This window comes from Streptomyces sp. NPDC018031, from assembly GCF_044327625.1.
Classification (GTDB): Bacteria; Actinomycetota; Actinomycetes; order Streptomycetales; family Streptomycetaceae; genus Streptomyces.
On the sequence record NZ_JBIRFT010000002.1, the window covers coordinates 871,024 to 893,263 of the forward strand.

The 22,240-nt window shown below is 74.1% G+C and carries 24 protein-coding genes; 10 read left to right on the plus strand and 14 right to left on the minus strand.

The features are described from left to right. Nucleotides 1-52: 52 nt before the first annotated feature. The 5 genes from ACH4B3_RS10140 to ACH4B3_RS10160 all read right to left on the minus strand — a co-directional run bounded on the left by ACH4B3_RS10140 (nt 53) and on the right by ACH4B3_RS10160 (nt 5,138). A complete protein-coding gene (locus ACH4B3_RS10140) occupies nt 53-1,057 on the minus strand; it encodes a hypothetical protein (protein WP_398462276.1) in 1,005 nt (334 codons plus the stop codon). Between the two features lie 265 nt (nt 1,058-1,322). Beyond that, entirely contained in the window at nt 1,323-2,417 is a 1,095-nt protein-coding gene (locus ACH4B3_RS10145; RefSeq protein WP_398462350.1) for an N-acetylglucosamine kinase, read from the minus strand. After that, nucleotides 2,414-3,223: a phospholipid scramblase-related protein gene (locus ACH4B3_RS10150; RefSeq protein WP_398462277.1), complete on the minus strand. Its 810-nt coding sequence runs from the start codon at nt 3,221-3,223 to the stop codon at nt 2,414-2,416. Before ACH4B3_RS10150 ends, ACH4B3_RS10145 begins: the two co-directional genes overlap by 4 nt. A 44-nt stretch (nt 3,224-3,267) precedes the next feature. Then, nucleotides 3,268-3,930 carry a uracil-DNA glycosylase gene (locus tag ACH4B3_RS10155; protein ID WP_398462351.1) on the minus strand — a complete coding sequence of 221 codons (663 nt, stop codon included), beginning with the start codon at nt 3,928-3,930 and terminating at the stop codon, nt 3,268-3,270. A 122-nt stretch (nt 3,931-4,052) separates the two neighbouring features. After that, the gene (locus ACH4B3_RS10160) at nt 4,053-5,138 is read right to left on the minus strand and encodes a WD40/YVTN/BNR-like repeat-containing protein (RefSeq protein WP_398462278.1); all 1,086 of its coding nucleotides are present in this window, start codon (nt 5,136-5,138) and stop codon (nt 4,053-4,055) included. A gap of 434 nt (nt 5,139-5,572) precedes the next feature. Between ACH4B3_RS10160 and ACH4B3_RS10165 the strand changes: the two genes are divergently transcribed. Both ACH4B3_RS10165 and ACH4B3_RS10170 read left to right on the plus strand, forming a co-directional pair. Continuing rightward, a complete protein-coding gene (locus ACH4B3_RS10165; protein WP_398462279.1) occupies nt 5,573-5,806 on the plus strand; it encodes a hypothetical protein in 234 nt (77 codons plus the stop codon). Between the two features lie 281 nt (nt 5,807-6,087). Then, nucleotides 6,088-6,696, plus strand: a complete 609-nt coding sequence (locus ACH4B3_RS10170) for a CatB-related O-acetyltransferase (protein WP_398462352.1) — start codon at nt 6,088-6,090, stop codon at nt 6,694-6,696. Nucleotides 6,697-6,888: 192 nt separating this feature from the next. Here ACH4B3_RS10170 and ACH4B3_RS10175 read toward each other — a convergent pair whose 3' ends face one another. Next, the gene (locus ACH4B3_RS10175; protein ID WP_398462280.1) at nt 6,889-7,611 is read right to left on the minus strand and encodes a helix-turn-helix domain-containing protein; all 723 of its coding nucleotides are present in this window, start codon (nt 7,609-7,611) and stop codon (nt 6,889-6,891) included. Nucleotides 7,612-7,890: 279 nt separating this feature from the next. Between ACH4B3_RS10175 and ACH4B3_RS10180 the strand changes: the two genes are divergently transcribed. After that, nucleotides 7,891-9,096 (plus strand): cytochrome P450, encoded by a 1,206-nt coding sequence (locus ACH4B3_RS10180; RefSeq protein WP_398462281.1) that lies wholly within the window; start codon nt 7,891-7,893, stop codon nt 9,094-9,096. Between the two features lie 3 nt (nt 9,097-9,099). After that, the gene (locus tag ACH4B3_RS10185; protein ID WP_398462282.1) at nt 9,100-9,321 is read left to right on the plus strand and encodes a ferredoxin; all 222 of its coding nucleotides are present in this window, start codon (nt 9,100-9,102) and stop codon (nt 9,319-9,321) included. Between the two features lie 37 nt (nt 9,322-9,358). Here ACH4B3_RS10185 and ACH4B3_RS10190 read toward each other — a convergent pair whose 3' ends face one another. After that, nucleotides 9,359-10,027 (minus strand): DUF305 domain-containing protein, encoded by a 669-nt coding sequence (locus ACH4B3_RS10190; RefSeq protein ID WP_398462283.1) that lies wholly within the window; start codon nt 10,025-10,027, stop codon nt 9,359-9,361. 277 nt (nt 10,028-10,304) lie between these two features. Here ACH4B3_RS10190 and ACH4B3_RS10195 point away from each other — a divergent pair, with 277 nt between their 5' ends. Continuing rightward, complete coding sequence (locus tag ACH4B3_RS10195) at nt 10,305-11,702, plus strand: LVIVD repeat-containing protein (RefSeq protein WP_398462353.1); 1,398 nt, start codon at nt 10,305-10,307, stop codon at nt 11,700-11,702. A 32-nt stretch (nt 11,703-11,734) separates the two neighbouring features. Here ACH4B3_RS10195 and ACH4B3_RS10200 read toward each other — a convergent pair whose 3' ends face one another. Next, nucleotides 11,735-12,367: a TetR/AcrR family transcriptional regulator gene (locus ACH4B3_RS10200; RefSeq protein WP_398462284.1), complete on the minus strand. Its 633-nt coding sequence runs from the start codon at nt 12,365-12,367 to the stop codon at nt 11,735-11,737. An 810-nt stretch (nt 12,368-13,177) separates the two neighbouring features. On the opposite strand from ACH4B3_RS10200, the gene ACH4B3_RS10205 reads away from it, so the two are divergent. Continuing rightward, nucleotides 13,178-13,471, plus strand: coding sequence for a hypothetical protein (locus ACH4B3_RS10205; RefSeq protein ID WP_398462285.1), 294 nt, complete (start codon nt 13,178-13,180; stop codon nt 13,469-13,471). Nucleotides 13,472-13,709: 238 nt separating this feature from the next. Here ACH4B3_RS10205 and ACH4B3_RS10210 read toward each other — a convergent pair whose 3' ends face one another. Together ACH4B3_RS10210 and ACH4B3_RS10215 are read right to left on the minus strand one after the other, a co-directional pair. Further along, nucleotides 13,710-14,534 (minus strand): HAD family hydrolase, encoded by an 825-nt coding sequence (locus ACH4B3_RS10210; RefSeq protein ID WP_398462286.1) that lies wholly within the window; start codon nt 14,532-14,534, stop codon nt 13,710-13,712. A gap of 110 nt (nt 14,535-14,644) precedes the next feature. Beyond that, complete coding sequence (locus ACH4B3_RS10215; protein WP_398462287.1) at nt 14,645-15,307, minus strand: hypothetical protein; 663 nt, start codon at nt 15,305-15,307, stop codon at nt 14,645-14,647. A gap of 122 nt (nt 15,308-15,429) precedes the next feature. On the opposite strand from ACH4B3_RS10215, the gene ACH4B3_RS10220 reads away from it, so the two are divergent. After that, nucleotides 15,430-15,864, plus strand: coding sequence for an Hsp20/alpha crystallin family protein (locus tag ACH4B3_RS10220; protein ID WP_398462288.1), 435 nt, complete (start codon nt 15,430-15,432; stop codon nt 15,862-15,864). Between the two features lie 96 nt (nt 15,865-15,960). Further along, complete coding sequence (locus ACH4B3_RS10225; protein ID WP_398462354.1) at nt 15,961-16,395, plus strand: DUF2267 domain-containing protein; 435 nt, start codon at nt 15,961-15,963, stop codon at nt 16,393-16,395. A 129-nt stretch (nt 16,396-16,524) separates the two neighbouring features. Here the strand turns inward: ACH4B3_RS10225 and grpE are convergent, their stop codons facing one another. Then, nucleotides 16,525-17,151, minus strand: a complete 627-nt coding sequence (grpE, locus tag ACH4B3_RS10230; RefSeq protein ID WP_398462289.1) for a nucleotide exchange factor GrpE — start codon at nt 17,149-17,151, stop codon at nt 16,525-16,527. Next, nucleotides 17,148-19,010 (minus strand): molecular chaperone DnaK, encoded by a 1,863-nt coding sequence (gene dnaK, locus ACH4B3_RS10235; RefSeq protein WP_398462290.1) that lies wholly within the window; start codon nt 19,008-19,010, stop codon nt 17,148-17,150. The genes grpE and dnaK overlap by 4 nt, the downstream gene beginning before the upstream one ends. Nucleotides 19,011-19,263: 253 nt before the next feature. Here dnaK and ACH4B3_RS10240 point away from each other — a divergent pair, with 253 nt between their 5' ends. Continuing rightward, on the plus strand, nt 19,264-19,713 hold the full coding sequence (locus ACH4B3_RS10240; protein ID WP_398462291.1) for a GNAT family N-acetyltransferase: 450 nt from the start codon (nt 19,264-19,266) through the stop codon (nt 19,711-19,713). Nucleotides 19,714-19,831: 118 nt separating this feature from the next. Here ACH4B3_RS10240 and ACH4B3_RS10245 read toward each other — a convergent pair whose 3' ends face one another. Together ACH4B3_RS10245 and ACH4B3_RS10250 are read right to left on the minus strand one after the other, a co-directional pair. Next, nucleotides 19,832-20,164: a glyoxalase superfamily protein gene (locus ACH4B3_RS10245; protein WP_398462292.1), complete on the minus strand. Its 333-nt coding sequence runs from the start codon at nt 20,162-20,164 to the stop codon at nt 19,832-19,834. Nucleotides 20,165-20,205: 41 nt separating this feature from the next. After that, nucleotides 20,206-20,769, minus strand: coding sequence for a CGNR zinc finger domain-containing protein (locus ACH4B3_RS10250; RefSeq protein ID WP_398462293.1), 564 nt, complete (start codon nt 20,767-20,769; stop codon nt 20,206-20,208). A gap of 135 nt (nt 20,770-20,904) precedes the next feature. Here ACH4B3_RS10250 and ACH4B3_RS10255 point away from each other — a divergent pair, with 135 nt between their 5' ends. Beyond that, nucleotides 20,905-22,221 carry an MFS transporter gene (locus ACH4B3_RS10255; protein WP_398462294.1) on the plus strand — a complete coding sequence of 439 codons (1,317 nt, stop codon included), beginning with the start codon at nt 20,905-20,907 and terminating at the stop codon, nt 22,219-22,221. Nucleotides 22,222-22,240 lie beyond the last annotated feature (19 nt).

Here is a 22,240-nt window from a genome sequence, read left to right on the forward strand (position 1 = left end):
GAGGGCCCCTTCCGTCCTGCCTGACCGGGCCGGCGGCGGCCCGGTCGGGACGTCAGCCCAGCGGCGTGCCCTGGCGGCCCGGCTGCAGTGCGATGCCCAGCACCGTCGCGTAGAGCGACAGCACCAGCTTGCCCACCGTGGGGTACGCGCCCAGCGGCTCGGCTGCGGCGCAGCCCGCCTCCTCGGCCGCGGTGGCGGGGAGCCCGCCGGGGACCTCGGGACCGATCAGGTACGGGGCCAGGGCCAGCCGCGCGGAGCCGGAGGCGCGCAGCTGCTCGGCGATCCGCAGCACGGCGCCGGGCTCGTCCAGGGCGGCGGCCATCACCGGCACCGCGAGCCGCGCGGAGAGCAGCATTCCGGTGATCCCGGCCGCCTGGGCGCCCGCCGCGCCGCCGGACGTCGCCAGGATGATGCCGTCCGCGGCGGTGGCCACGGTGAACAGCCGGGCCCGGTCGGCACGGGCGAGCCCGGCCTCGGACAGCCGTACGTGCAGCGCCTCGGCGAGCAGCGGGTGCGGGCCGAGCACATCGGTCACCTCGGCGGCGCAGTCCGCGTCCGCCGCGGCCGTGCGTATGACGGCCAGCAGTTCCGCGTCCGGGCCGGCCAGCAGCGGCACCACGACGGCCCCGGGGCCCTCGGCGGCGGCCCGGATCCGGCTGTCGTCGAAGGGGATCTCGGCGGGGTCCACGCCCTCGGCCACCGCGACGGCACGCAGTTCCTCGGCGGCGGCCTCCGCCGCCTCCCGGGCGCGCCGCACCCGGTCCTCGCGCTCCGCGCCGGCCTGCCGCAGCACGGCGGCCAGCGGCGGGAACTCCGCGTCGTCGCCCTCGGTCCAGCCGATCCGGGCGTCCAGGCCGGGCAGCTCCGAGCGGGCGATGCTGAGGATCTCCTCCGCCAGGCCGCGAGCGGCCGCGTCGGGAGCCCCCGGGACGGCCAGCACCAGCGGGGGCGCACCGACAGGCGCCGCCGCGGGCTCCGGTCGGCGGTGCCGTCCGGTCTGACGGGGGCGAGGCGTTCGTACAGGCAGGCCGGACGCCGGCTGCGTGGGGGAGCTCATGGCGCCGCATGTTAGTCGTTCGGGTGGCCCGGTGGTCGCTGAGGGTACGACTGGGTGCTGTACGTCCCGCTATGCCGGATTGCGTGGCTGCGCAGCGCCCGGCTCGGGGCGCTCGGACCGCCGAACGCCCAGGTGGCCGGCGACCTGGGACCGTCCGGGGCGGCGGCCCGGGGGCTGCCGGGGGAGGCGCGGCGGTCCGCCACCGCGGGGGCGCGCGCCGGTCCGGTCCGGGGCGGGGCGTGCCGAGCCCCGGGGCGGCGGCCGGTCAGACGAGGTGCAGCAGGGCCGGGTCCGGGGGCAGCCGCAAGGAGTCGGTGGCGAGTGCCGCGGCCACCGCCACCGCGCCGGCCAGCGGGTCGCCCGCCGCCTCCCGCAGCTCGGCATGGGGCAACCGGGCCGCCAGCTCCGCGCGGACCGGGGTGAGCAGCCGGTCGCCCATCCGGAACAGCCCTCCGGTGAGCGCCACCGCGCACCGGGGTCCGGCGGTGGGCCGGCCGGGCGCGTGGGACGGTGCGGGCGCCTTCGGGCAGACCGCCTCCGCCGCCTCGGCGATGTGGCGGGCCGCGGTGTCCAGGATGGCCGCGGCCACCGGGTCGTGCTCCGCGCACCGGCCGACCTCCGGGGCGAAGGACGCCAGCACGGCGGGCCGGTCGGCTCGGGGGTAGAGCGCCCCGGGCAGTTCGCCGGCCGGGCCGAACACCGCCTCCGCGCGGGCCAGCAGCGGCCGTGAGCCGCCGGGCCGCCCGTCGTACGCGCGCAGCGCGGCCTCCAGGCCCGCGCGCCCGATCCAGGCGCCGCTGCCGCAGTCCCCGAGCAGATGGCCCCAGCCGTCGGCGCGGCGCCAGCCGTCGTCCAGTCCGGTGCCGAGGGCGATCAGGCCGGTGCCGGCCGCGACCACCGCGCCGGGCCGCTGGCCCAGCGCTCCGGCGTAGGCGGTGACGCCGTCGGCGGCCAGCGCGAGCCGGCGCACCCCGAACTCCTCGGCCAGCACCCGCGGCAGGGTGGCGCGCAGGTCCTCGCCCAGCGTCGCCATGCCGGCCGCCCCCACGCACACGGCGTCGAGCCGGTCGGTGCCGGCCCGTCGGAGCAGGTCCCGGATGGCCGGCAGCACCCGGGCCAGCAGGCCCGCGGCGTCGATGCCGCGCTCACCGACGACGGCCGGCGCGGCCGATGACCACACCGAAGGCGCGCCGGGCGTGTCGGCGCGGGCGATCGCGATCCGCACCCCGGAACCGCCGGAGTCGACACCCAGGACGTGGCCGGGGCGGGGCGCGGCGGTGCTGCCGGGCGCGGCCGGGGCAGCGGCACCCGGGCCCGGGCCGGCCGGGGCGGTGTCCTGCTGGGCGTCCACCGGGCTCAGCCGAACCCGCGGGCGTCCTGCTTGAGGGCGGTGTCGACGGTCAGCGCCGTCGCCACGACCATGCTCAGCAGCGGGTCCGGCAGCTGCCGGTGGATCTGCAGCACGTAGTTGTCCGCCGTGGTGAACATGGTCTTCGCCAGGCCCTCCCAGGTCTTGGTGATCCGGGCGACCTCGGTCTCCGTGTGGTCCACGATGGAGAAGTTCCAGGCGCGCCAGTTCTCCGCCTTGATGGCGCCGACCCGCTGCCCGTTGACCTCGATCGAGAAGTTGATCTTCCCGATGACGTTCTGCTGGACGATCTCGCCCACCGGCTGACCGTCCGGGCGCTCCACGATCACCTTGGACTTCATGAACTTCCGCGGCCGGGTGAGCACCAGGTGCGGCTGCCCGTTGGCGTCGCGGATCTCCAGCCGGTGGGTCATGAACTGGTCGAGACTGGAGACGAAGCGGGCGACCTTCTTCAGCGTCGACTGCCCCACCTGGACCACCGAGCCGAGGGTGCGGCCGTGCTGGTCGAAGACGCTGTACTCGTTGGTGAGCTCGATCAGCTTGGCCTTCTGGTTCACCACCAGCACCGGCTCGGTGAAGAGCGTGCCGCCGCCGACCCCGGGCTGGACGACCCCGGCCTGCTGCTGGACCTGACGCTGGACGCGGGCCGGGTCGGCCACCGGCTGGTGCGGCACCTGGCCGGGCCCGCCCGGGTGGGTGTGCTCGGTCCACTGGCTGCCGTCCCACCAACGCAGCAGGTCAGGCGTGCCCTGCGGGTCGGCGTACCAACCCGCAGGAGTGTTCGGATGTGTGGTCATGACGGGCAGAGTACCGTCATCCGGACCGCTCTCCTCGGGCCTGCTCAGGGCAGACGCCACTCCACCGGCTGCGCCCCCTGCCGCACCAGCAGCTCGTTGGCACGGCTGAACGGGCGGGACCCGAAGAACCCCCGGTCGGCGGACATCGGGGACGGATGGGCGGATTCCACACTCGGCAGGTCGCCGAGCAGCGGCCGCAGATTACGGGCGTCCCGCCCCCACAGGATCGACACCAGCGGGCGACCGCGGGCCACCAGGGCCCGGATGGCCTGCTCGGTGACCTCCTCCCAGCCCTTGCCGCGGTGCGCGGCGGGCCGCCGCGGCGCGGTCGTCAGCGCCCGGTTCAGCAGCAGCACGCCCTGCTGCGTCCACGGGGTGAGGTCGCCGCTGGAAGGCCGCGGATGGCCGAGGTCGGTGTGCAGCTCCCGGTAGATGTTCTCCAGGCTGCCGGGCAGCGGCCGGACCTCGGGGGCCACCGAGAAGCTGAGCCCCACCGCGTGCCCCGGGGTCGGATACGGGTCCTGGCCCACGATGAGCACCCGCACCTCGTCGAAGGGCTGCTGGAAGGCGCGGAGCACATGCTGCCCGGCCGGCAGGTAGGTGCGGCCCGCGGCGATCTCGCCGCGGAGGAAGTCGCCCATCTCGGTGATCCGCTGGGCCACCGGCTCGAGTGCCTCGGCCCAGCCGGTCTCCACAATTTCGTTCAACGGTCGTCGCGCAGCCACGATCCGTCACTCTATCGGCTCAGCGGGTGAGCCCCCACCCGGTCGCCGGGCGGCCCGCGGCCGGCCCCCGCCCGGCCGGTCCCGCCCCGCCGGGCGCCGCCCCCTCAGCCGACCACCGCCGCCCGCACGCACAGCACGTCGGGCAGATGGCGGGCGAGCTGCCGCCAGCTGTCCCCCTCGTCCTCGCTGGCGAAGACCTCGCCGTTGCGGTTGCCGAAGTAGACGCCCGCCGGGTCGGCGTCGTCGGTGCGCAGCGCGTCCCGCAGCACCACCCCGTAGTGGTCGTCGGCGGGCAGTCCGGCGGAGAGCGGGGACCAGGACGCCCCGGCGTCCTCGGTGCGGTAGACGCGGCACCGGTATCCGGGCGGGAAGCGGTCGCCGCCGTCGTTGACCGGGAAGACGTACGCGACGCCACCGCGCCGCGGATGGGTGGCGACCGCGAAACCGAAGTCCGCGGGCAGCCCGCCGCCGATCTCCGCCCAGCTCGCGCCCGCGTCGTCGCTGCGGTAGACCCCGCCGTGGTTCTGCAGGTAGAGCCGGTCCGGGACGACCGGGTCCGGTGCGATCTTGTGCACGCACTGCCCGAACTCCGGATAGTGGTCGGGCAGGAAGTCCGCCCGGATCCCCGCGTTGGACGGTGCCCAGCTGCGCCCGGCGTCCGCCGAGCGGTAGACGCCGCCGGAGGAGACCGCGGCGAGTACCCGGGCCGAGTCCCGCGGGTGGGTGAGCACGGTGTGCACCGCCTGGCCGCCGTACCCCGCGCCCCACCGGGCGCGCTGCGGATGCTCCCACAGGCTCCGCACGAACGCGAAGGTCTCGCCGCCGTCCTCGGACCGGAACAGGGCGCCCGGCTGGGTCCCGGCGTACACCACGTCCGGGGCGTCGGGCCCGGCCGGCTGCAACTGCCACACCCGCTCCAGCGAGGTCCGGGTCCCCGCGGGGAACCGCACCGCCGGTTTCGGCGGCTCCTGCCAGGTGGCGCCCAGGTCGTCGGAGCGGAAGACCGACGGACCCCAGTGCGTGCTGTCGGCGCCGACCAGCAGCCGGGGCACCCGGCGGCGGGTGTCGATGCCGATCGAGTACACGGCCTGCATGGGGAAGCGGGGGCCGGTGAAGGACCACACGCCGCCGCCGCGGCGGCCGAGGAACAGGCCCTTGCGGGTGCCCACCGCGAGCAGTACCTCGTCCATGGCGGATCGCCTCCTGGGTCTCGCCGGGCGTCCGGTCGCCGTCGGCTGCCGGATCGGATACCGGACGTGTCCGGCACCACAGAGTCTGCACCCCGCCCCGGGCATCCGGCGCGCCGCGACACCCCGGCGGTCGCGGCGCCGGCCCGGGCCGCCTCCGCGGCGTGGCGGCCGGGACGGGGCGCACGGCGCGGTGGCACCGGCGCGGCGTGGCGCCCGGTGCGCCCCGGTCCTTGGAACCGCTGCGTCGACCTCCGCGCCCCGCCCCGTGCGCGGCCGGCGGGTCATGGCAACGTCCGTCTTCACCAGGCACTTTCCCCGGGATCACCGCACCGCCCGGAGGAACGCGCAGGGTCTGCGGGCCAGCGCGCCAGGCGCGTAGCATGAGAAGTGGGCCCGGGAGTCTTCCCACAGCGGAAAGCGGGAGTTGACTCATCATGTCTCTGCCTGGATTCACTGCCGAGTCAACGGTGCCCGGCGACTCCGGCCGCTACCTGGCGGCGCGGCGGCAGCACCGGGACAGCGGGGAGATCGTCCTCGCGGGTCCCTGTTTCGACCTCTTCATCAAGTGCATCGGCGCCTGCGGGCTCTCCGACGCGTGCAGTTGCTTCTGCGGCATGGTGTGGGCCGATTGCAGCGGCGGGCCGCCACCCCCCTGCATGCTGTACTAGCGACCCCCTTCAGCCGGGTCCGGAGGTGGGCCCGCCGGCCCTCCGGGGGTGCGGGCGTGCGGGGCGCACCGCCGGGCGCCGCGGCCGGCGGGCGTGCCGTTCGGACCGGCGACCACACCGGCCGGACGGCGGCGGCTGACCGCCCTCCGGTCCCGGCACCGAAATCGCCGGTGCCGGTGGTGAGGTGACGGGCGATCATGGTGGTTCCCGTTCTGCCCGCAACCGAGGAAGCGTGGTCCACCGTGTCTGCTCGTCCCGCTGATCCCACCGTGCTCCACCCGATGCCCGGACAGGCCCGGGTGGTGCTGCTGAAACCGCTGGTGACCTCGCCGCTGATCGAGGTGGGGGAGTTCTCGTACTACGACGACCCGGACGACCCGACCGCGTTCGAGACCCGCAACGTGCTGTACCACTACGGCCCGGAACGGCTGGTGATCGGGAAGTTCTGCGCGCTGGGCGAGGGCGTGCGGTTCATCATGAACGGTGCCAACCACCGGATGGACGGCCCCTCCACCTTTCCCTTCCCCATCATGGGCGGATCGTGGACGGATCACTTCGACCTCGTCACCGGGCTGCCCGGCCGGGGGGACACGGTGGTCGGCCATGACGTCTGGTTCGGCTACCGGGCCACGGTGATGCCCGGGGTCCGCATCGGCCACGGAGCGATCGTCGCCTCCGGTTCGGTCGTCGTCGACGACGTCCCCGACTACGCCGTGGTCGGGGGGAACCCGGCCCGGGTGCTGCGCCGCCGCTTCAGCGACGCCGACATCGCGCGGCTGCTGGAACTCGCCTGGTGGGACTGGCCCGTCGAGCACCTCACCGAGCACCTGCGCACCGTGATGTCCGGCAGCGTCGACGCCCTGGCGGCGGTCGCCCCGACGGGGCGGTAGCCATAGGGTGCGCGGGGAGCCGAGCCGCCCCGCCCGGCTGCGGAGGCCGGCGGCCCGGGCCCGGGCGGAGGGCCCGAGCGGTACCCGCGCTCCACCCCGGGCGAAGCGTCCGGTGCCCGCCGCGCCGCGGCGGGCCCGGACCGGCCGGGCCGCGCCGCCCGGTCCGGGACGCGGCCGGCGGGGCGGGGGTGGTCACTCCGCCGTCCGCCGGTCCGCCAGGAACCGCCACCAGTACTCGGCCTGCTCGGCCAGGTCGCGGCCGAGGTGTTCCAGGAACGCGCTCATCTCCTCCAGCCGGGCGCCGGCGGGTGTCGTGGTGCCCATGATCTCGGCACCTCCGCCGGCCGCTGCCGCCAGCGCGTTGTTCGCCCGCACCCCGGCCTGCCAGGCCCGGTACCAGACGTCGGGGTCGACGACGTACCGCTCGGCCCGCTGACCGGAGCGGCGTTCCCGGCGGAGCAGGTGCTGCCCCTCGAGGAAGCCGACGGCCTTGGAGACCGAGGCGGGGCTGACCCGCAGCCGCCGGACCAGCTCGGCGGCCGTCAGACTGCCGGCGTCGGTGGTGAGCAGGCAGGTGAGCACGTTCGCCGGCATCCGGGGGAGCCCGGTCAGGATCAGCAGCGCGGTGAACCGCTCCGCGAACTCGCGCACCGCCGCGGGGTCCCGCCCGTAGGTGTCGGGGGCGGCCGGTGGCGCCGGGGGAGGGGTCCGCCGGCCGCGGCGGGCGCGCCGTTCGGTCGCCCGCTGGGCCTGCTCGGCACGGTAGCCGTCGGCGCCGCCGTTGCGCAGCACCTCCCGGGTGACGGTCGAGGTGGGCCGGTCCAACTGCCGGGCGATGTCGGCATAGCCGAGCCCTCCGGTCAGGCCCGCGGCGATCTTCCGGCGGTCCTGCTGTGTCAGTCTGCCGCCCGGCATCGGCGCCGCCTCCTGTGCCTCGGGGGACCCCGATGGCCACGGGGTCGGTGGACAGTGTGCGTTCACTTCCATCCCATTGCAACAAAGTGCGGTTCGGAATTGCATTCAGCTTCAGCATCATTGCAATGATTCCACGTAACTGACCTGGTGGAACACGCAGAAGCGCAACTCCGAATATTGATTGAGAATTGAATGCAACGTAGCGTTTCCTGGGTACTGAAGGTTTGTGACGAGGCCGGGGCCTGGCGTGCCGCCTGCCCCGACCGGAATGGAACCGAGATGACCCAGTCCCCGCCGGCCGTCGGCGAACTGCCCATGACGCGGCCTCCGGGCTGCCCCTTCGATCCCGCCGAGGAGCTGACGCGGTTACGCCGGGAGCGGCCGCTGGTCCGGATGCGCTACCCCGACGGGCACCTCGGCTGGCTGGTGACGAGCCACGCCCTGGTCCGATCGGTGCTGGCCGACCCGCGCTTCAGCACCCGGGCCGAGATCGCCCACTCGCCCTTTCCCGGCGCGGCGGCCCTGATGGAGTTCCCGCCGGCCGCGCCGGGCATGTTCCTCCAGATGGACGCGCCCGAGCACACCCGCTACCGGCGAATGCTCACCGGCAAGTTCACCGTCCGCCGGATGCGCCGGCTCGCTGAACACGTCGAGAAGGTCGCCACCGAGCAGCTGGACCACATGGAACGGATGGGCCCGCCGGTGGATCTGGTGCGGGCCTACGCGCAGCCCGTCCCGGCGCTGATGATCTGTGAGCTGCTGGGTGTGCCCTACGCCGACCGCGAGCTCTTCCGGGACACCGCGACCACGGCCAACGACCCGGACGCGACCCAGGACGAACTGGACCGCGCCATGGCCGGGAGCGTCGGGTACCTGCGGGACCTGGTGCGGGCCAAGCGCGCCGAGCCCACCGACGACCTGCTCGGTGACCTGGCCACCACCGGGCTCACGGACGAGGAACTCGTCAACATCGCGATCCTGCTGATGGGCGCCGGCCTGGAGACCACCTCCAGCATGCTCGCGCTGGGCACCTTCGCCCTGCTCGGCCGGCCCGAGCAGCTCGACGCCTGGCGCGCCGACGGAGACCTGACCGACGGAGCCGTGGAGGAGCTGCTGCGCTATCTGACCATCACCCCCTTCCTGGGGCGGGCTGCGCTGGAGGACGTCGAGCTGGGAGGCGAGGTGGTGCGCGCCGGGGAGATGGTGACGCTCGCGGTGCACGCCGCCGACCGCGACCCGGCCAGGTTCGCCGACCCCGACGACCTGGACCTGCGGCGTTCCGCCGTCGGTCATCTGGCCTTCGGGCACGGCATCCACCAGTGCCTGGGCCAGCAGCTGGCCCGTGTCGAGATGCGCGTCGCCTTCCCCGCGCTGTTCCGGCGGTTCCCGACGCTGCGGCTGGCCGTGCCGCCCGAGGAGGTGCCGCTGAACCACTCGCAGATCTCCGGCGTGCTCCGGCTCCCGGTCACCTGGGACGGTGCGTGACCGATGGAGATCAGCGTGGACCGGAAGCGCTGCTGCGGCGCCGGCATGTGCGCCCTGACCGCGCCGGAGGTGTTCGACCAGGACCGCAAGGTCGGCCGGGTGCTGCTGCTGGACCCCGCCCCGCCGCCGCACCTCGCCGAAGCGGCGGGTCAGGCCGCCGAGTTGTGCCCGGCCGGCGCGATCACCGTCAGCGGTGCCCCGGTGTCGCCCTCCGCGCCGGAGTGATCACGCCCGCCGGTGGCGGGTGACGCTCCGGCCGGGGTCAGTCGAGCTCCCGCATCCGCCGGATCTCGATGCTCTGCTGGGAGATCACATCGCCCGCCATCTCCTCCACCAGCACGTTGTTGCCCGACTTCAGGACGTCGGTGGCCATGGTCACGGCACCCGTGTGGTGGGTGATCATCAGCTTGAGGAAGAGCTCGTCGAACTTCTCGCCGCGCGCGGCGCGGAGTTCGGCCAGCTGCTTCTCGGTGGCCATGCCCGGCATCGACCCGTGGTCCTCGTGGCCCCCGTGGCCGCCCTTGCCGTCGCCGCCGTGGTTGGCCAGCCAGCCCTCCATGGCGGTGATCTCGGGCCCCTGGCCGGCCGAGATGCGCTCGGCCAGCTTCTTGACCCGGCCCGACTCGGCCCGGTCGGGGGCGAGATCGGTCATCACCAGGGCCTGCCGGTGGTGGACGATCATCATGCGGACGTAGCCGAAGTCGGCGGAGTTGGGCGAGTCGTCGTCGCCCGCCTGCTCCGCCTCCTCGGCCGAGAGGGTCTTCGCCGGCTCGCCCGGCTTGCCCGGCGCGATCACCGCGGGCGAGTCCTTCTTCCCGTCCGTCTCACGGTCGCCGCCCGACTCGCACCCGGCCAGGGCGAGTGCCGCCATCACCAGGGCCACGGCCGGCGCGGACGCGCCCGGGCGTGCCGCCGTCCGACGGTTGAACACGGTGACCTCCAGTGGTGAGGGAAGGACCGGCGAGCGGTTCCATGACAGTGACCGTACTAGCACGTCCGTGGCTGGTCGTGATCGGAAAAGTTCATTACATGTGTGTTGCCATCTGTTGTTGTGTACACGCTTGGAGCGATACTGCCGTGGGCCGTGAACGGTTCAACCCCGAACGAACGCAAGGGAGTACGCAGTGAAGTCGTGGCACCGACCATCGACGCGACACAGATACCTCGGCGCGGCCGCTGCCGCGTTCGGCCTGGTGGCCTCCCTGCTCATGGCCGGCCCGGCAGCCGCGTCGCCCGACCCGGGCAGCGGACCGAAGGCGGAGCCGCTGACCCGGGCCCAGACCTCCGAGGCCCGGTCCGCCATCGAGAACGGCGACATACCCGGTGTCGACGAGGTGGTCCACAGCGACAACATCAGCCACCTCGCCAACATCCCCAAGCAGGCGCTGAAGGGCACCAACTCCGACCTGGCGTTCCAGGGCAAGTACGCCTTCGCGGGCAACTACGACGGCTTCGTCGTCTTCGACGTGAGCGACCCGCGGAACCCGAAGACGGTCAGCCAGGTGCTCTGCCCCGGCGCGCAGAACGACGTCGCCGTCTCCGGCAACCTGCTCATCCTGTCGACCGACTCCTCGCGCAGCGACGACTCCTGCAACAGCACCACGCAGCCGGCCAGCGAGAAGTCCTCGTGGGAGGGCGTCAAGGTCTTCGACATCACCGACAAGCGGAACCCCCGGTACGTCGCCGCGGTCGAGACCGCATGCGGCTCGCACACCCACACCCTGGTGCCGGACCGCAAGGACGTCTACGTCTACGTCTCGTCCTACTCGCCGAGCGCGAGCTTCCCCGACTGCCAGCCGCCGCACGACGGCATCTCCATCGTGAAGGTGCCCCGCGCCAACCCGGAGAAGTCCGCGGTCGTCGACTTCCCGGTGCTCTTCCCGGACGGCGGCAACCCGGGTGACGCCGGCAAGCCGGACATGGTCCCCACCACCGGCTGCCACGACATCACCGTCTTCCCCCGGCTGAAGCTGGCCGCGGGCGCCTGCATGGGTGACGGCGTCCTGCTGGACATCGCCGACCCGGCCGCGCCGAAGGTGATCGACCGGGTGAAGGACCTGGAGAACTTCTCCTTCTGGCACTCGGCGACCTTCAACGAGCGGGGCAACAAGGTCGTCTTCACCGACGAGCTCGGCGGCGGCGGCGCCGCCACCTGCAACGCCAAGGTCGGTCCGGACCGCGGCGCCGACGGCATCTACGACATCGTCGGCAAGGGCAAGCACCGCAAGCTGGTCTTCCGGAGCTACTTCAAGATCCCGCGCCACCAGGCCGACACCGAGAACTGCGTCGCGCACAACGGCTCCCTGATCCCGGTCAAGGGCCGCGACATCATGGTCCAGGCCTGGTACCAGGGCGGGGTCTCGGTCTGGGACTTCACCGACTCCGACAAGCCCAAGGAGATCGGCTACTTCGAGCGCGGGCCGCTCTCCGCGGACAAGCCGGTCGGCGGCGGCTCCTGGTCCGCCTACTACTACAACGGGTACATCTACTCCAACGACATGGCCAAGGGCTTCGACGTCCTGAAGATCGACGACAGGCGCACCGACAGCGCCGAGCGGGTCCGCCTGCACGAACTCAACGTGCAGACCCAGCCCGACTACCGGTGACGACCGGCCGGCGCCGGCCCCCGCGGCCGGCGTCAGCCGTCCGACCGTGACGGCGCCCCGCCGGGTGGTTCGGCACCCGGCGGGGCGCCCTGGTGCCAGTCCAGCCCGTACCGGTGGAACAGTTCCGCGCGCAGCCGCTCCGGCGGCATCGGCGCCCCCGGCAGCAGGATCGCCACCACCGCGCCCATCAGCAGGGCGCGCAGCAGCACGTAGTCGGTGTCCGGTTCCGCCGAGCCGTACGCGGTGACCGTCCCCCGGAGCAGGGAGGCCAGCTTCTGCTGCTCCGGGCACTGGACGAAGCCCTCCGCGGTCAGGATGCCCGCCATGTGCGTGCGCATCAGCCGCGGCCGGTCCCGGGCCAGTCCCAGCACGGCGTCGATCGCCCGGGCCAGCCGCTCCCGGCCGTCGGTGGCCGCGGGCTCCCGCTCCAGGGCCGCCGCCAACTCCCGGTGCATCAGGCGGTGCACGGCCGACTGCAGGAGTTCCCGCTTGCTGGGAAAGTAGTACGACACCAGGCCGCGTGCCGCGCCGGCCCGGTCGGCGATGTCGGCCAGCGTGGTCGCCTCGTAGCCGCGTTGGTCCACCAGCTCGACCGTCGCGTCCAGCAGCCGCGTCTGCGAACGCCGCCGCAGTTCCTCATTGACCGATGCGCTCCGGGGGGACATCCTGTAACTCCTGCGTTGACTGGCTGAAAGCCAATATACTCAGCGTGCCGCGAGATGTCCGCCCGCCGCCGAACGGAGCGGACCCTTCGCGGTTGCCGTCGATTTCGGGCGAAACGGGGGATCGTCCGAGATCGGCGGCTCTACGTCTCTCACCTGGGCTTTTGTGGCTGCTCGGGGGAGCGGGGCGCATCGAGGGCACGTTCCGAAAAGTCGTCCACGACGGCCTCGTCTCCTGGTCCTCGTCAGGAAACAGGTGCGCGTACACGCTCATGGCCACTTCCACCGGTGTCGCCCAGCGTACGGCCACGGCCTTGGGCCTCCGGCGCCGCGCGCGACGAGGACGCTCGCGTACGTGTGGCGGAGTCCGTGGATCCCGGTTCCGTGGGGCGGGACCGGCCTCTTGGGCCGCCTTGGCGCACACGGGTTTCGAGAAGACGGTCCCGGGGGTCTGCGAACGCGGCACCATCTGCCACCGCTGTGCCGGACCGCTGTTCGAGGCGGGCTCGGGGCGGGTTTCGGGGGTTCAGGCGTGTGGCCGCCGGAGTCCATACCCGGTCGGTCATCGGGGTCCGGTCGAGGTCGGCGGCCCGGAGTCGGCCGTGCGCGCCGGGAGTCGTCTCGGGGATGGCCGTGGAGATTCCGGCGGTCGCCGCGGCGGGTGAGGCGGGACGCTTCGTGTTCGACAGGTTCCGTCACCGGTAGCGCTCCCGGTGGTCCTGGCTCAGTCGGAAATGAGCAGTGCTCAAGCGAAGGTCGGTAGCAATGTGCCGGGAGGCGCTGGTGCCTTCCTGAGCTCTTCCGGAGGTAGTGATGCGTCGTATCGGAGCGGTGCTGGCGTCGGTGATCGCGGCGGCGGCCCTGGTCGTGTCGTCATCAGGGCAGGCCGTGGCCGCGAACGGAGTCCTGACGATCGTCCCGAGGTCGTACGAGAACCCCAGCGGCTGCCACAACGGGCAGATCAATCCGCTGATCGTGATCAACCAGACCGATCAGACTGCCACCGTCTACGACGGGCCGGACTGTCAGGGAGAGGCGATCGGCAGTGTCCCGCCCGGTGGTGCGAGCGGCACGTTCGAGTTCGGATCGAGTGTCTCCATCCCCTGACACCGCTGACCAGCGCCCTCACCGGCAGGCGCTCCTGAGGTGTCGTTCGCTGTCGCGGGCCGTCTATGGGGCACGTGCGCGACACCAGAGCATCGTCATTCGCCGCGCCCGCAGGAAGATGGCGAGTTGTCCGGTGGAGTCGAAGCGGGGGTCCGCCGCGCCCGGCCCCGGCAGGGCTTCGCGCCCCGGTATCCGGGCGGTCCGGGGCGCACGGACCGGCCCCGCGCGAGCCCGGCGATCAGCCGGCGGACCCCGCCACCAGATCCAGTACCGGCAGCAGTCCGGTCGGCCGTCGCTCCACCGGAAGATGGTCCACCAGGTGGACCCGGCACCCCAGGCGCGCCGCCCCGCCGTCCGCCCGCGGGCTGTCGCCGACCATCAGGACGTCACCGGGCGCCCGGCCCAGCGCCCGGCACGCCGCCGCGAAGAGCCGCCCGTCCGGCTTCTGCACCCCGTGCTCGAAGGACAGGGCGTAGGCGTCGACGAACCGGTCCAGCCCGTGCGCGCGGAACACCGGCCGCAGGTTCCAGCCGATGTTGCTCACCACCGCCACCGGGACCCCGCGGGCGCGCAGGCCGCCCAGTACCCCGGCCGCGTCCGGGTACGGCTGCCACGCGGCCGGTTCCGTGTGGCGGGTGTACAGGGCGTCGTACAACTCCTCGCGCGGCAGCGGGACCCGGCGGGCCATCGCGGTGTAGGCCGCCCGGTGCCGCGCCGCGTCGCTGTCCCGTGTCCGCCAGACCTCGGCGAGGTGCGGCGGCACCGTCCGCGGCGCCGCCTCGCCCGGTACCGCTCCGGCCTCCCGCAGCCGGCGCGCCAGCTCCGCGACCGCCGCGTCGGCCGCGGGGAGTCCCGCCCGGTCGAGCACGGTCCGCAGCCAGGACTCGGCCGGCTCCATCCGGAACAGGGTGCCGGAGAAGTCGAACAGCACCCCGCGGACCGGCCCCCGCCCGGCCGCCCCGGCCGGGCGCGCCCCGTCCTCCGCCGGCTGCCCCGCGGGGCCGGAGGGCGGGCCGGCCGGTACGTCCGGACCGACGGGACACGGCTGCGCTGCGGCACACATGCCCTGGTTCTACCCCGCCGCGCGGCGGCTCGACCGGCGGAGTGACCCGCCCGCCGTAGCGGGATTCCGGGGCGCCGCCCCACCACGGCTCCCGGCGCCGTCAGGGGCGGTCAGGTGGCGCGGCGCCGGCCGTCGCTGTCCCGGCGGAGCCGGTCGGTGTGCCGGGTGATGCCGTCGACCCGGGCGGCCAGCTCGGGGTGGCCGGGCTCCAGATGCGGGCGGGTGGCGGCCAGTGGGTCCACCAGCCGGGCCGCGTCGTCGGCGGCGAGGGCCTGGTCGAGGTCGCCGACGAGGTCGCGGGCCGCGGCCGGCAGGTCGGTGAGGGCGGTGATCCGGCCCGCGAGACGGCGCAGGTCGGCCGCGTTGAGGCGGGCCCAGGCGGCGACGGTGCGGTCGGCGGCCCGGCGGTCCCGGGTGGCCTGGACGCGCTGCTCCCCGGTGGTGTCGGCGGCGCCCGGGCGCAGCCGCAGATAGCGGCGTTCGGCGGCCTGGCGGCTGGCGACGCCCAGCGGTCCGGCGAGGTCGGCCCAGCTGGCGCCCGCCGCCCGGGCCGTTTCGATCAGGCCGCTCTCCCAGCCGGAGAGCTGTTCCCGGACCTCCCGCAGCAGCAGGAGGGAGGCGAGGGCCTGCCGGGGTTCCGGGTCGGCCGCGGGGGGTTCGTCGGCGTCCGCGGCGCGTGCGGCGCGGACGGCCTCGTCGATTGCCCTCAACGCCGCCGCAGCGGCGAGGAAGGGCACGGGCGCGGGGGTCGGGGGCCGGTCGGCTGCGGGCACGGGAAGCCTCCCTCCTCTGTGTCATCGATCGGATGACAGCGTGCTTGTCATCGCTTGGATGACATGTTACAACCGGATGCAGACGAAGCGCATTGGCACTGAACTGATGGAGGTGTCTCGCCATGTTGATGCGCACCGATCCGTTCCGCGAGTTCGACCGTCTCACCGAGCGGCTGCTGAACCCGACCGGCACCTGGTCCAGGCCGGCGCCGATGCCGATGGACGCCTACCGGGCGGGCGACGAGTACGTCATCGCTCTCGACCTGCCCGGCGTCTCCCCCGAGGCGATCGACGTCGACGTCGAACGGAACATGCTCACCGTCAAGGCCGAGCGGCGGCCCGCGGCCGGCGCCGACGACGTGCAGATGGAGCTGGCCGAGCGGCCGCTGGGTGTCTTCTCCCGCCGGTTCGTGCTGGCCGACACCCTCGACACGGAGAACGTCCGGGCCGACTACGACGCGGGTGTGCTCACCCTGCGCATCCCGATCGCCGAACGCGCCAAGCCCCGCAGGATCGCCGTCGGCGGGGACCGTACGCGCAGGGAGATCAGCGGCTGAGCCGGACCACGTGACCAGCAGTGACGGAGGACGGGAAGCGGTCCCCCCGGTCCCGTCCTCCGTGTCCCGGAGAAGAGAAAGGTGACCGAGCCACCGATGTTCCACCAGCCCGAAGCGGTCCGGCCCGCGGCGGTCATGACGTTCGAGCAGATGCTGGAGACCGTGCGGTACGAGGGCGCGTACCCCACCCGCGAGCGCGCCGAGAAGGTGGTGCGCGCCGTGCTCGCCGCGCTGGGCCGGCAGCTCACCGGCGACGAGCGGGTCGCGCTGGCGGCCCACCTGCCGACCGAGGCGGCCCGGGTGTTCGCCGCCCAGGTGCCCGACCCCGAACCCCTCACCGGCTGGGGTTTCGTGAAGGACCTCGCGGACCGGACCGGCGGCACCCCGGCCACCTCGCGGTGGGACACCGGCACCGTCTTCGCCGTGGTCGCCCGCATGGCCGGGCCCGACCTGCTCACCCGCGTCCTCGCCGCGCTCCCCGCCGGCTACCCGCTGCTGTTCGGCCGGGCCGAACTCGCCCGGGCCGCCTGACCGCCCCCGCCGGGCGACCGCCCTCGCCCGGGCGACCACCGCCCCCGCCGGGTGACCGCGGTCGCGTCGTCTCCCCGTGCCGTGCCGGACCGGCCGGCCAGCACGGCACGGCACGGGAGCGGCCGGCGCTCACTCCCGCGAGGTGCCCGGCCCGGTGGCCTCCGGCGGCGGGTCCACCACGGTGACCTGGGCGGGCCGGAGCAGGTGGTCGCCGACCCGGTAGCCGGGTCGGTGCACCACCGCGCAGGTGGCGCTCGCCACGCGGTCGTCGTGGGCGTGCTGGAGCGCCTGGTGCACGGTGGGGTCGAACGGTTCCCCCGGCCGGCCGACCGACCGCAGGCCCAGCGCGGTGAGCCCGCCTTCCAGGGCACCGACCACCCGCTCGAACCCGCCGGTCACCTCACCGGCCGCACGCGCCCCGTCGATGGCGTCGAGTACCGGCAGCAGCGTGTCGAGCACATTGGCCACCGCGATCTCCCGGACGGCCAGCCGGTCCCGGCGCACCCGCTTGCGGTAGTTGTCGTACTCGGCCTTCAGCCGCTGCAGATCCGCGGTGCGCTCCTGGAGCCGGGCCCGCGGGTCCGGCGCCGTGCTCCGCCCGCCCGGCCCGGTGGCGGCGGCCGCACCGCCGGCGCTCCGGTCCGGCGGTTCGCCGGCGCCACCGGCGGGCGGCGCGACGGCGCCGGGCCGCTCCGGGCCGGTGCTCCGCGGCCCGTCCCGGACGGCCGGCGGCGGATACCGGGGTGGCCGCTTCATCCGTCGCCCTCCCTGCGCTGCTGCTCGTCGTCGACGATCTCGGCGTCGACCACGTCCTCGTCCGGGCCCGGGGGCGCGCCGTCGGAGCCGGTGCCCTCGTCGGGGGCGGTCCGGGGCGGGGCGTACAGGACGGTGCCGATCTTCTGCGCGGCCGTCGCGGCCTTCTCGGTCGCGGCCCGGAGCGCCGCGGTGTCGTCGCCCTCGAGCTTCTTCTTCAGGTCCGTGATCGCGGCCGCCACCTCGTCACGGACGTCGGCCGGGATCTTGTCCGCGTTGTCCCGCAGCAGCCGCTCGGTCTGGTAGACGAGCTGCTCGGCCTGGTTGCGGGTCTCGGCGGCCTCGCGGCGGCGGTGGTCCTCCTCCGCGTACTGCTCGGCCTCCCGCACCATGCGGTCGATGTCGTCCTTCGGCAGCGAGGAGCCGCCGGTGACGGTCATCTTCTGCTCCTTGCCGGTGCCCAGGTCCTTCGCGGCCACGTGCATGATGCCGTTGGCGTCGATGTCGAAGGTGACCTCGATCTGCGGGACCCCGCGCGGGGCCGGCGGCAGGCCGGTCAGCTCGAACATGCCGAGCTTCTTGTTGTACGCGGCGATCTCGCGCTCGCCCTGGAAGACCTGGATCTGCACCGACGGCTGGTTGTCCTCGGCGGTGGTGAAGATCTCCGAGCGCTTCGTCGGGATGGTGGTGTTGCGCTCGATCAGCTTGGTCATGATGCCGCCCTTGGTCTCGATACCGAGGGACAGCGGGGTGACGTCCAGCAGCAGGACGTCCTTGACCTCGCCCTTGAGCACACCGGCCTGCAGCGAGGCGCCGACGGCGACGACCTCGTCCGGGTTGACGCCCTTGTGCGGCTCCTTGCCGGTCAGCTCCTTGACCAGGTCGGTCACCGCCGGCATCCGGGTGGAGCCGCCCACCAGGATCACGTGGTCGATGTCCTCGACCTTGATCCCGGCATCCTCGACCGCGCGCCGGAAGGGGGTCTCGCAGCGCTCCAGCAGGTCGGCGGTGAGCTCCTGGAACCGGGCGCGGCCGAGCTTCTCGTCCAGGTGCAGCGGACCCTCGGGCGAGGCGCTGATGTACGGCAGGTTGATGGTGGTCTCGGTCGCGGCCGACAGTTCGATCTTGGCCCGTTCGGCCGCCTCCCGCAGCCGCTGGACGGCCATCTTGTCCCGCGACAGGTCCACGCCGTGGCTGCCGCGGAACCGGGCGATCACATGGTCCACGATCCGCTGGTCCCAGTCGTCGCCGCCCAGCTGGGTGTCGCCGTTGGTGGACTTCACCTCGACCACCCCCTCGCCGATCTCCAGCAGCGACACGTCGAAGGTGCCGCCGCCGAGGTCGAAGACGAGGATCGTCTGGTCGTTCTCCTTGTCCAGCCCGTAGGCGAGCGCCGCGGCCGTCGGCTCGTTGACGATCCGCAGCACCCTGAGCCCGGCGATCTCGCCGGCCTCCTTGGTCGCGGTGCGCTGGGCGTCGTTGAAGTACGCGGGGACGGTGATCACCGCGTCCGTCACGTCCTCGCCCAGGTACGCCGCCGCGTCCCGTTTCAGCTTCTGCAGCACCCGGGCCGATATCTCCTGGGCGGTGTACCGCTTGCCGTCGATCTCGCCGGTCTCCGGGAACCGCCATCCGGGATCGCCCATGTGCCGCTTGACCGAGCGGGCGGTGCGTTCGACGTTGGTCACCGCCTGGCGCTTGGCGATCTCGCCGACCAGGACGTCGCCGCCCTTGGCGAAGGCCACGACCGACGGGGTGGTCCGGGCGCCTTCGGTGTTGGCGATGACCGTGGGTTCACCGCCCTCCAGCACGCTCACCACGGAGTTGGTCGTGCCCAGGTCGATTCCGACTGCGCGCGCCATGTCAGCCCTGCCTCTCCACCTCACCTTCGCGAGGCACCCGGCGCGGTGCGCCTCCGGATGCCCGCCCCCGGTCCGGTGCGGCCGTCCGGTCCGCCGCGGACGATCTTCCGTGGCGTCCTGATTCCTGTGATAGAACCTGGACAAACTCCTGTCAAACGGTCAAGGGGTTCGCCGGTGGCCGCTGACCGTCCGCGGCGTCCCGTGCGGCTCGACGGTAATGACCCCTTCCCGGCGGCGCCCCTATACTGCGGCGATGGTGCAGACAACGATCAAGCGCGCCGCCGCGGCGGACGCCACTCCGCTCACCGACCTGATCCACGCGTCCGCCGCCTACCGGGGCGACTACGCCTCGATCATCTCCGGCTACCGGGTCACCGCCGACTACCTGGCCCGGCACCAGGTCTTCAAGGCCGTCGACGGGGCCGGCCGGCTGCTGGGCTTCTACGCCCTGGTGCTGGAACCCGCGGAGCTGGACCTGGCGTTCGTGGCGGACGAGGCGCAGGGCGCGGGCATCGGCAGGCTGCTGATCGAGCACATGAAGGCGCAGGCCTTCCGGGTCGGGCTGGGCGCGGTCCGGGTGGTCGCGCACCCGCCGGCCGAGAGGTTCTACCGGCGGCTGGGCGCCGAGCGGGTCGGCACGGTCGCCCCGTCGCCGCCCGCGGTCACCTGGGCACGGCCCGAACTGCGGTTCGCCATCGGCTGACCGCGCGCCGGCGCCCCACCGCGCGCCGGCCGGCCGCCGGGGCGCCGGGCGCCCCTCGTGATCCGGGCCGGGTGCCCCGCCACCGGCCAGGGCGGTCCGGAGGCGCCGGCCGGCGGGGTCACGGCGCCGGAGTGCCCACCCGCAGCCGGTTGCCGTCCGGGTCGCGCAGCTCCACCTCGCGGGCCCACGGCGCGTCCTGGGGGACCACCCCGAACTCCGCGGCGACCGCGTCGACGTCCCGCACCCGCAGGTACACCAGCGTGCCGGGGCGGGCATCGCCCGCGTGCTCCGACAGGAACAGCCGCACCGGGCCCCGGGCGATCTCGACGAACGCGGGCAGCTCCGGCTCGAAACGGTGCTCCCACTGCCGGGTGAAGCCCAGCCGGCCGTACCAGGCGACCGCCGCCGCGGCGTCCCCGACGTGCAGGATCGGGATGACTTCCTCGTCCATGGGGGACATCCTCGCAGAGTGGTCCGGCGGCCGGGCCGGCGTCAGTTCGCGTCCCCGGGGCGGCCGGCCGCCCGGGCCTGCCGGGCCGCGTGCGCGCGGGCCTTGGCGCGGTTGCCGCACACCTGCATGGAGCACCAGCGGCGGCTGCGGTTCTTCGACACGTCCCAGAACACCTCGGCGCAGGTGTGCTCCGCGCAGCGCTTGAGCCGGGCGGCCTCCCCGGTGGCGGTCACCTGCGCCCAGGCCAGGGCGATCGCGGCGACACCCCGGCGCGCCGGCCGCAGCCCGGGCGCCGGGGTGGCGGCTCCGCCGCGCACGGTCACCAGCACCGGCAGCTCCCGCAGCGCCTCGTCCGCCGCGGCCAGGACCGCCGCGTCCGGGACGTCGCCGACGTGGGTGCCCAGTTCCTCGCGGATGCCGGCGCGCAGCCGCAGGGTGAGGGCGTGGTCCTCGTCGCCGACGCGCGGACGGCGGTCGAGCAGGCCGCGGTCGACCAGCCAGTCCGCGAGCAGCGCGGGCGTGGCCAGGGCGTCGGTGCCCAGATGGACATCGAGCGTGTTGGCGAACGCCTCGACGAGCAGCGCCGGGGCCGGGGCCTTCAGCATGTGTCACCTCCGTGTCCCGCCAGCCTACAGCGGCTAACCGGTCAACGGTTTGACCGGTAGCGGGATGACCGCGTCCCATGGCACACTCGGCCCGGCGGTCAACCGGCTAAGTAGATAGATGGTTAGGAGTTGGGTATGGGTGAGCAGGCTCTGGAAACGGTGCGCCGCACCGCACCGCCCCCGTCCGCGGCCGGGGAGGCGGCACCCCGCGGCAGCCGCAACACCGCCGTGCTCCTCATCTTCACCGCCGTCACCAACCTCGCGGACGGGGTCACCAAGATCGCGCTGCCGCTGCTCGCCACCCGTGTCTCCGGCTCCCCGGCGCAGGTCGCGGCGGTGGCCCTCACACTGACCCTGCCCTGGCTGCTGGTCGCCCTCCACGTCGGCGTCCTGGTCGACCGGTTCGACCGCCGCCGGCTGCTCTGGCTCGCCGACGGCATGCGACTGCTCGCCATCGGCGCGCTGCTCCACGCCACCGCCACCGACCGGCTGTCCATCCCCGTGCTGTGCGCGGCCGGCGCGGTCCTCGGCGTCGCGGAGGTCATCGCGCTCACCGCCGCCGCGGCGCTGGTCCCGGCCCTCGTCCCACCCGCCGGACGCGAACGCGCCAACGCGTGGATCGCCGGCGCGGAGACCGTCTGCAACGAGTTCTGCGGACCGTTCGTCGGCGGCCTGCTGCTCACCGCCGGGGCCGGGTTCGCCTTGGGGGCGACCGGGGTGTCCTACCTCGCCGCGTCCCTGGTGCTCCTGCTGCTGGCGGGCCGCTTCCGCGCCGAGCGCGACCCGCGCCCGACCGGCGCCCCGGCCGCCCGGGAGACCGTCCACCAGCAGATCGCGGCAGGTCTGCGCCATCTGTGGCGGGAGCGGCTGCTGCGCACCATGTCGCTGATCCTCACCGTGCTGTGCGCCTGCTGGGGCGCCTGGCTGGCGCTGATGCCGCTGTACGCCACCGGGGCGATGGGGCTGGACTCCCGCGAGTACGGCACCCTGCTCGGCGCGCTCGGCCTGGGCGGGCTCGTGGGCGCGGTCTCCGTCACCCGGCTCAACCGGGTGTTCGGCCGCCGCCGGGTGATGTTCGCCGATCTGGTCGGCACCCTCGCGATGATGGCCGTGCCCGCCGTGACGACCGCGTCCTGGGCGGTGACGGCCGCCGCGTTCGCCGGCGGCATGGGCGGCACCCTCTGGTCGGTCAACTCCCGCACCCTCACCCAGGAACGGGTGCCCGACGCCCTGCTCGGCCGGGCCGGAGCGGCCGGCCGGCTGTTCACCTGGGGCGCCATGCCGGTCGGCGCGGGGGCGGTCGGGCTGCTCGCCCAGTGGCTGGGGCCGCGCCCGGCGTTCGCGGTCTTCGCGGTCGCCGTCGCGGTGACGGTGCTGCCGTTCCGGCGGGTGATGACGGCCGAGGTGCTGGACCCCCGGGCCGGGAAGGGCGCACCGGAACGGCCCCGCTGACCCGGTCCGGGCACGACCG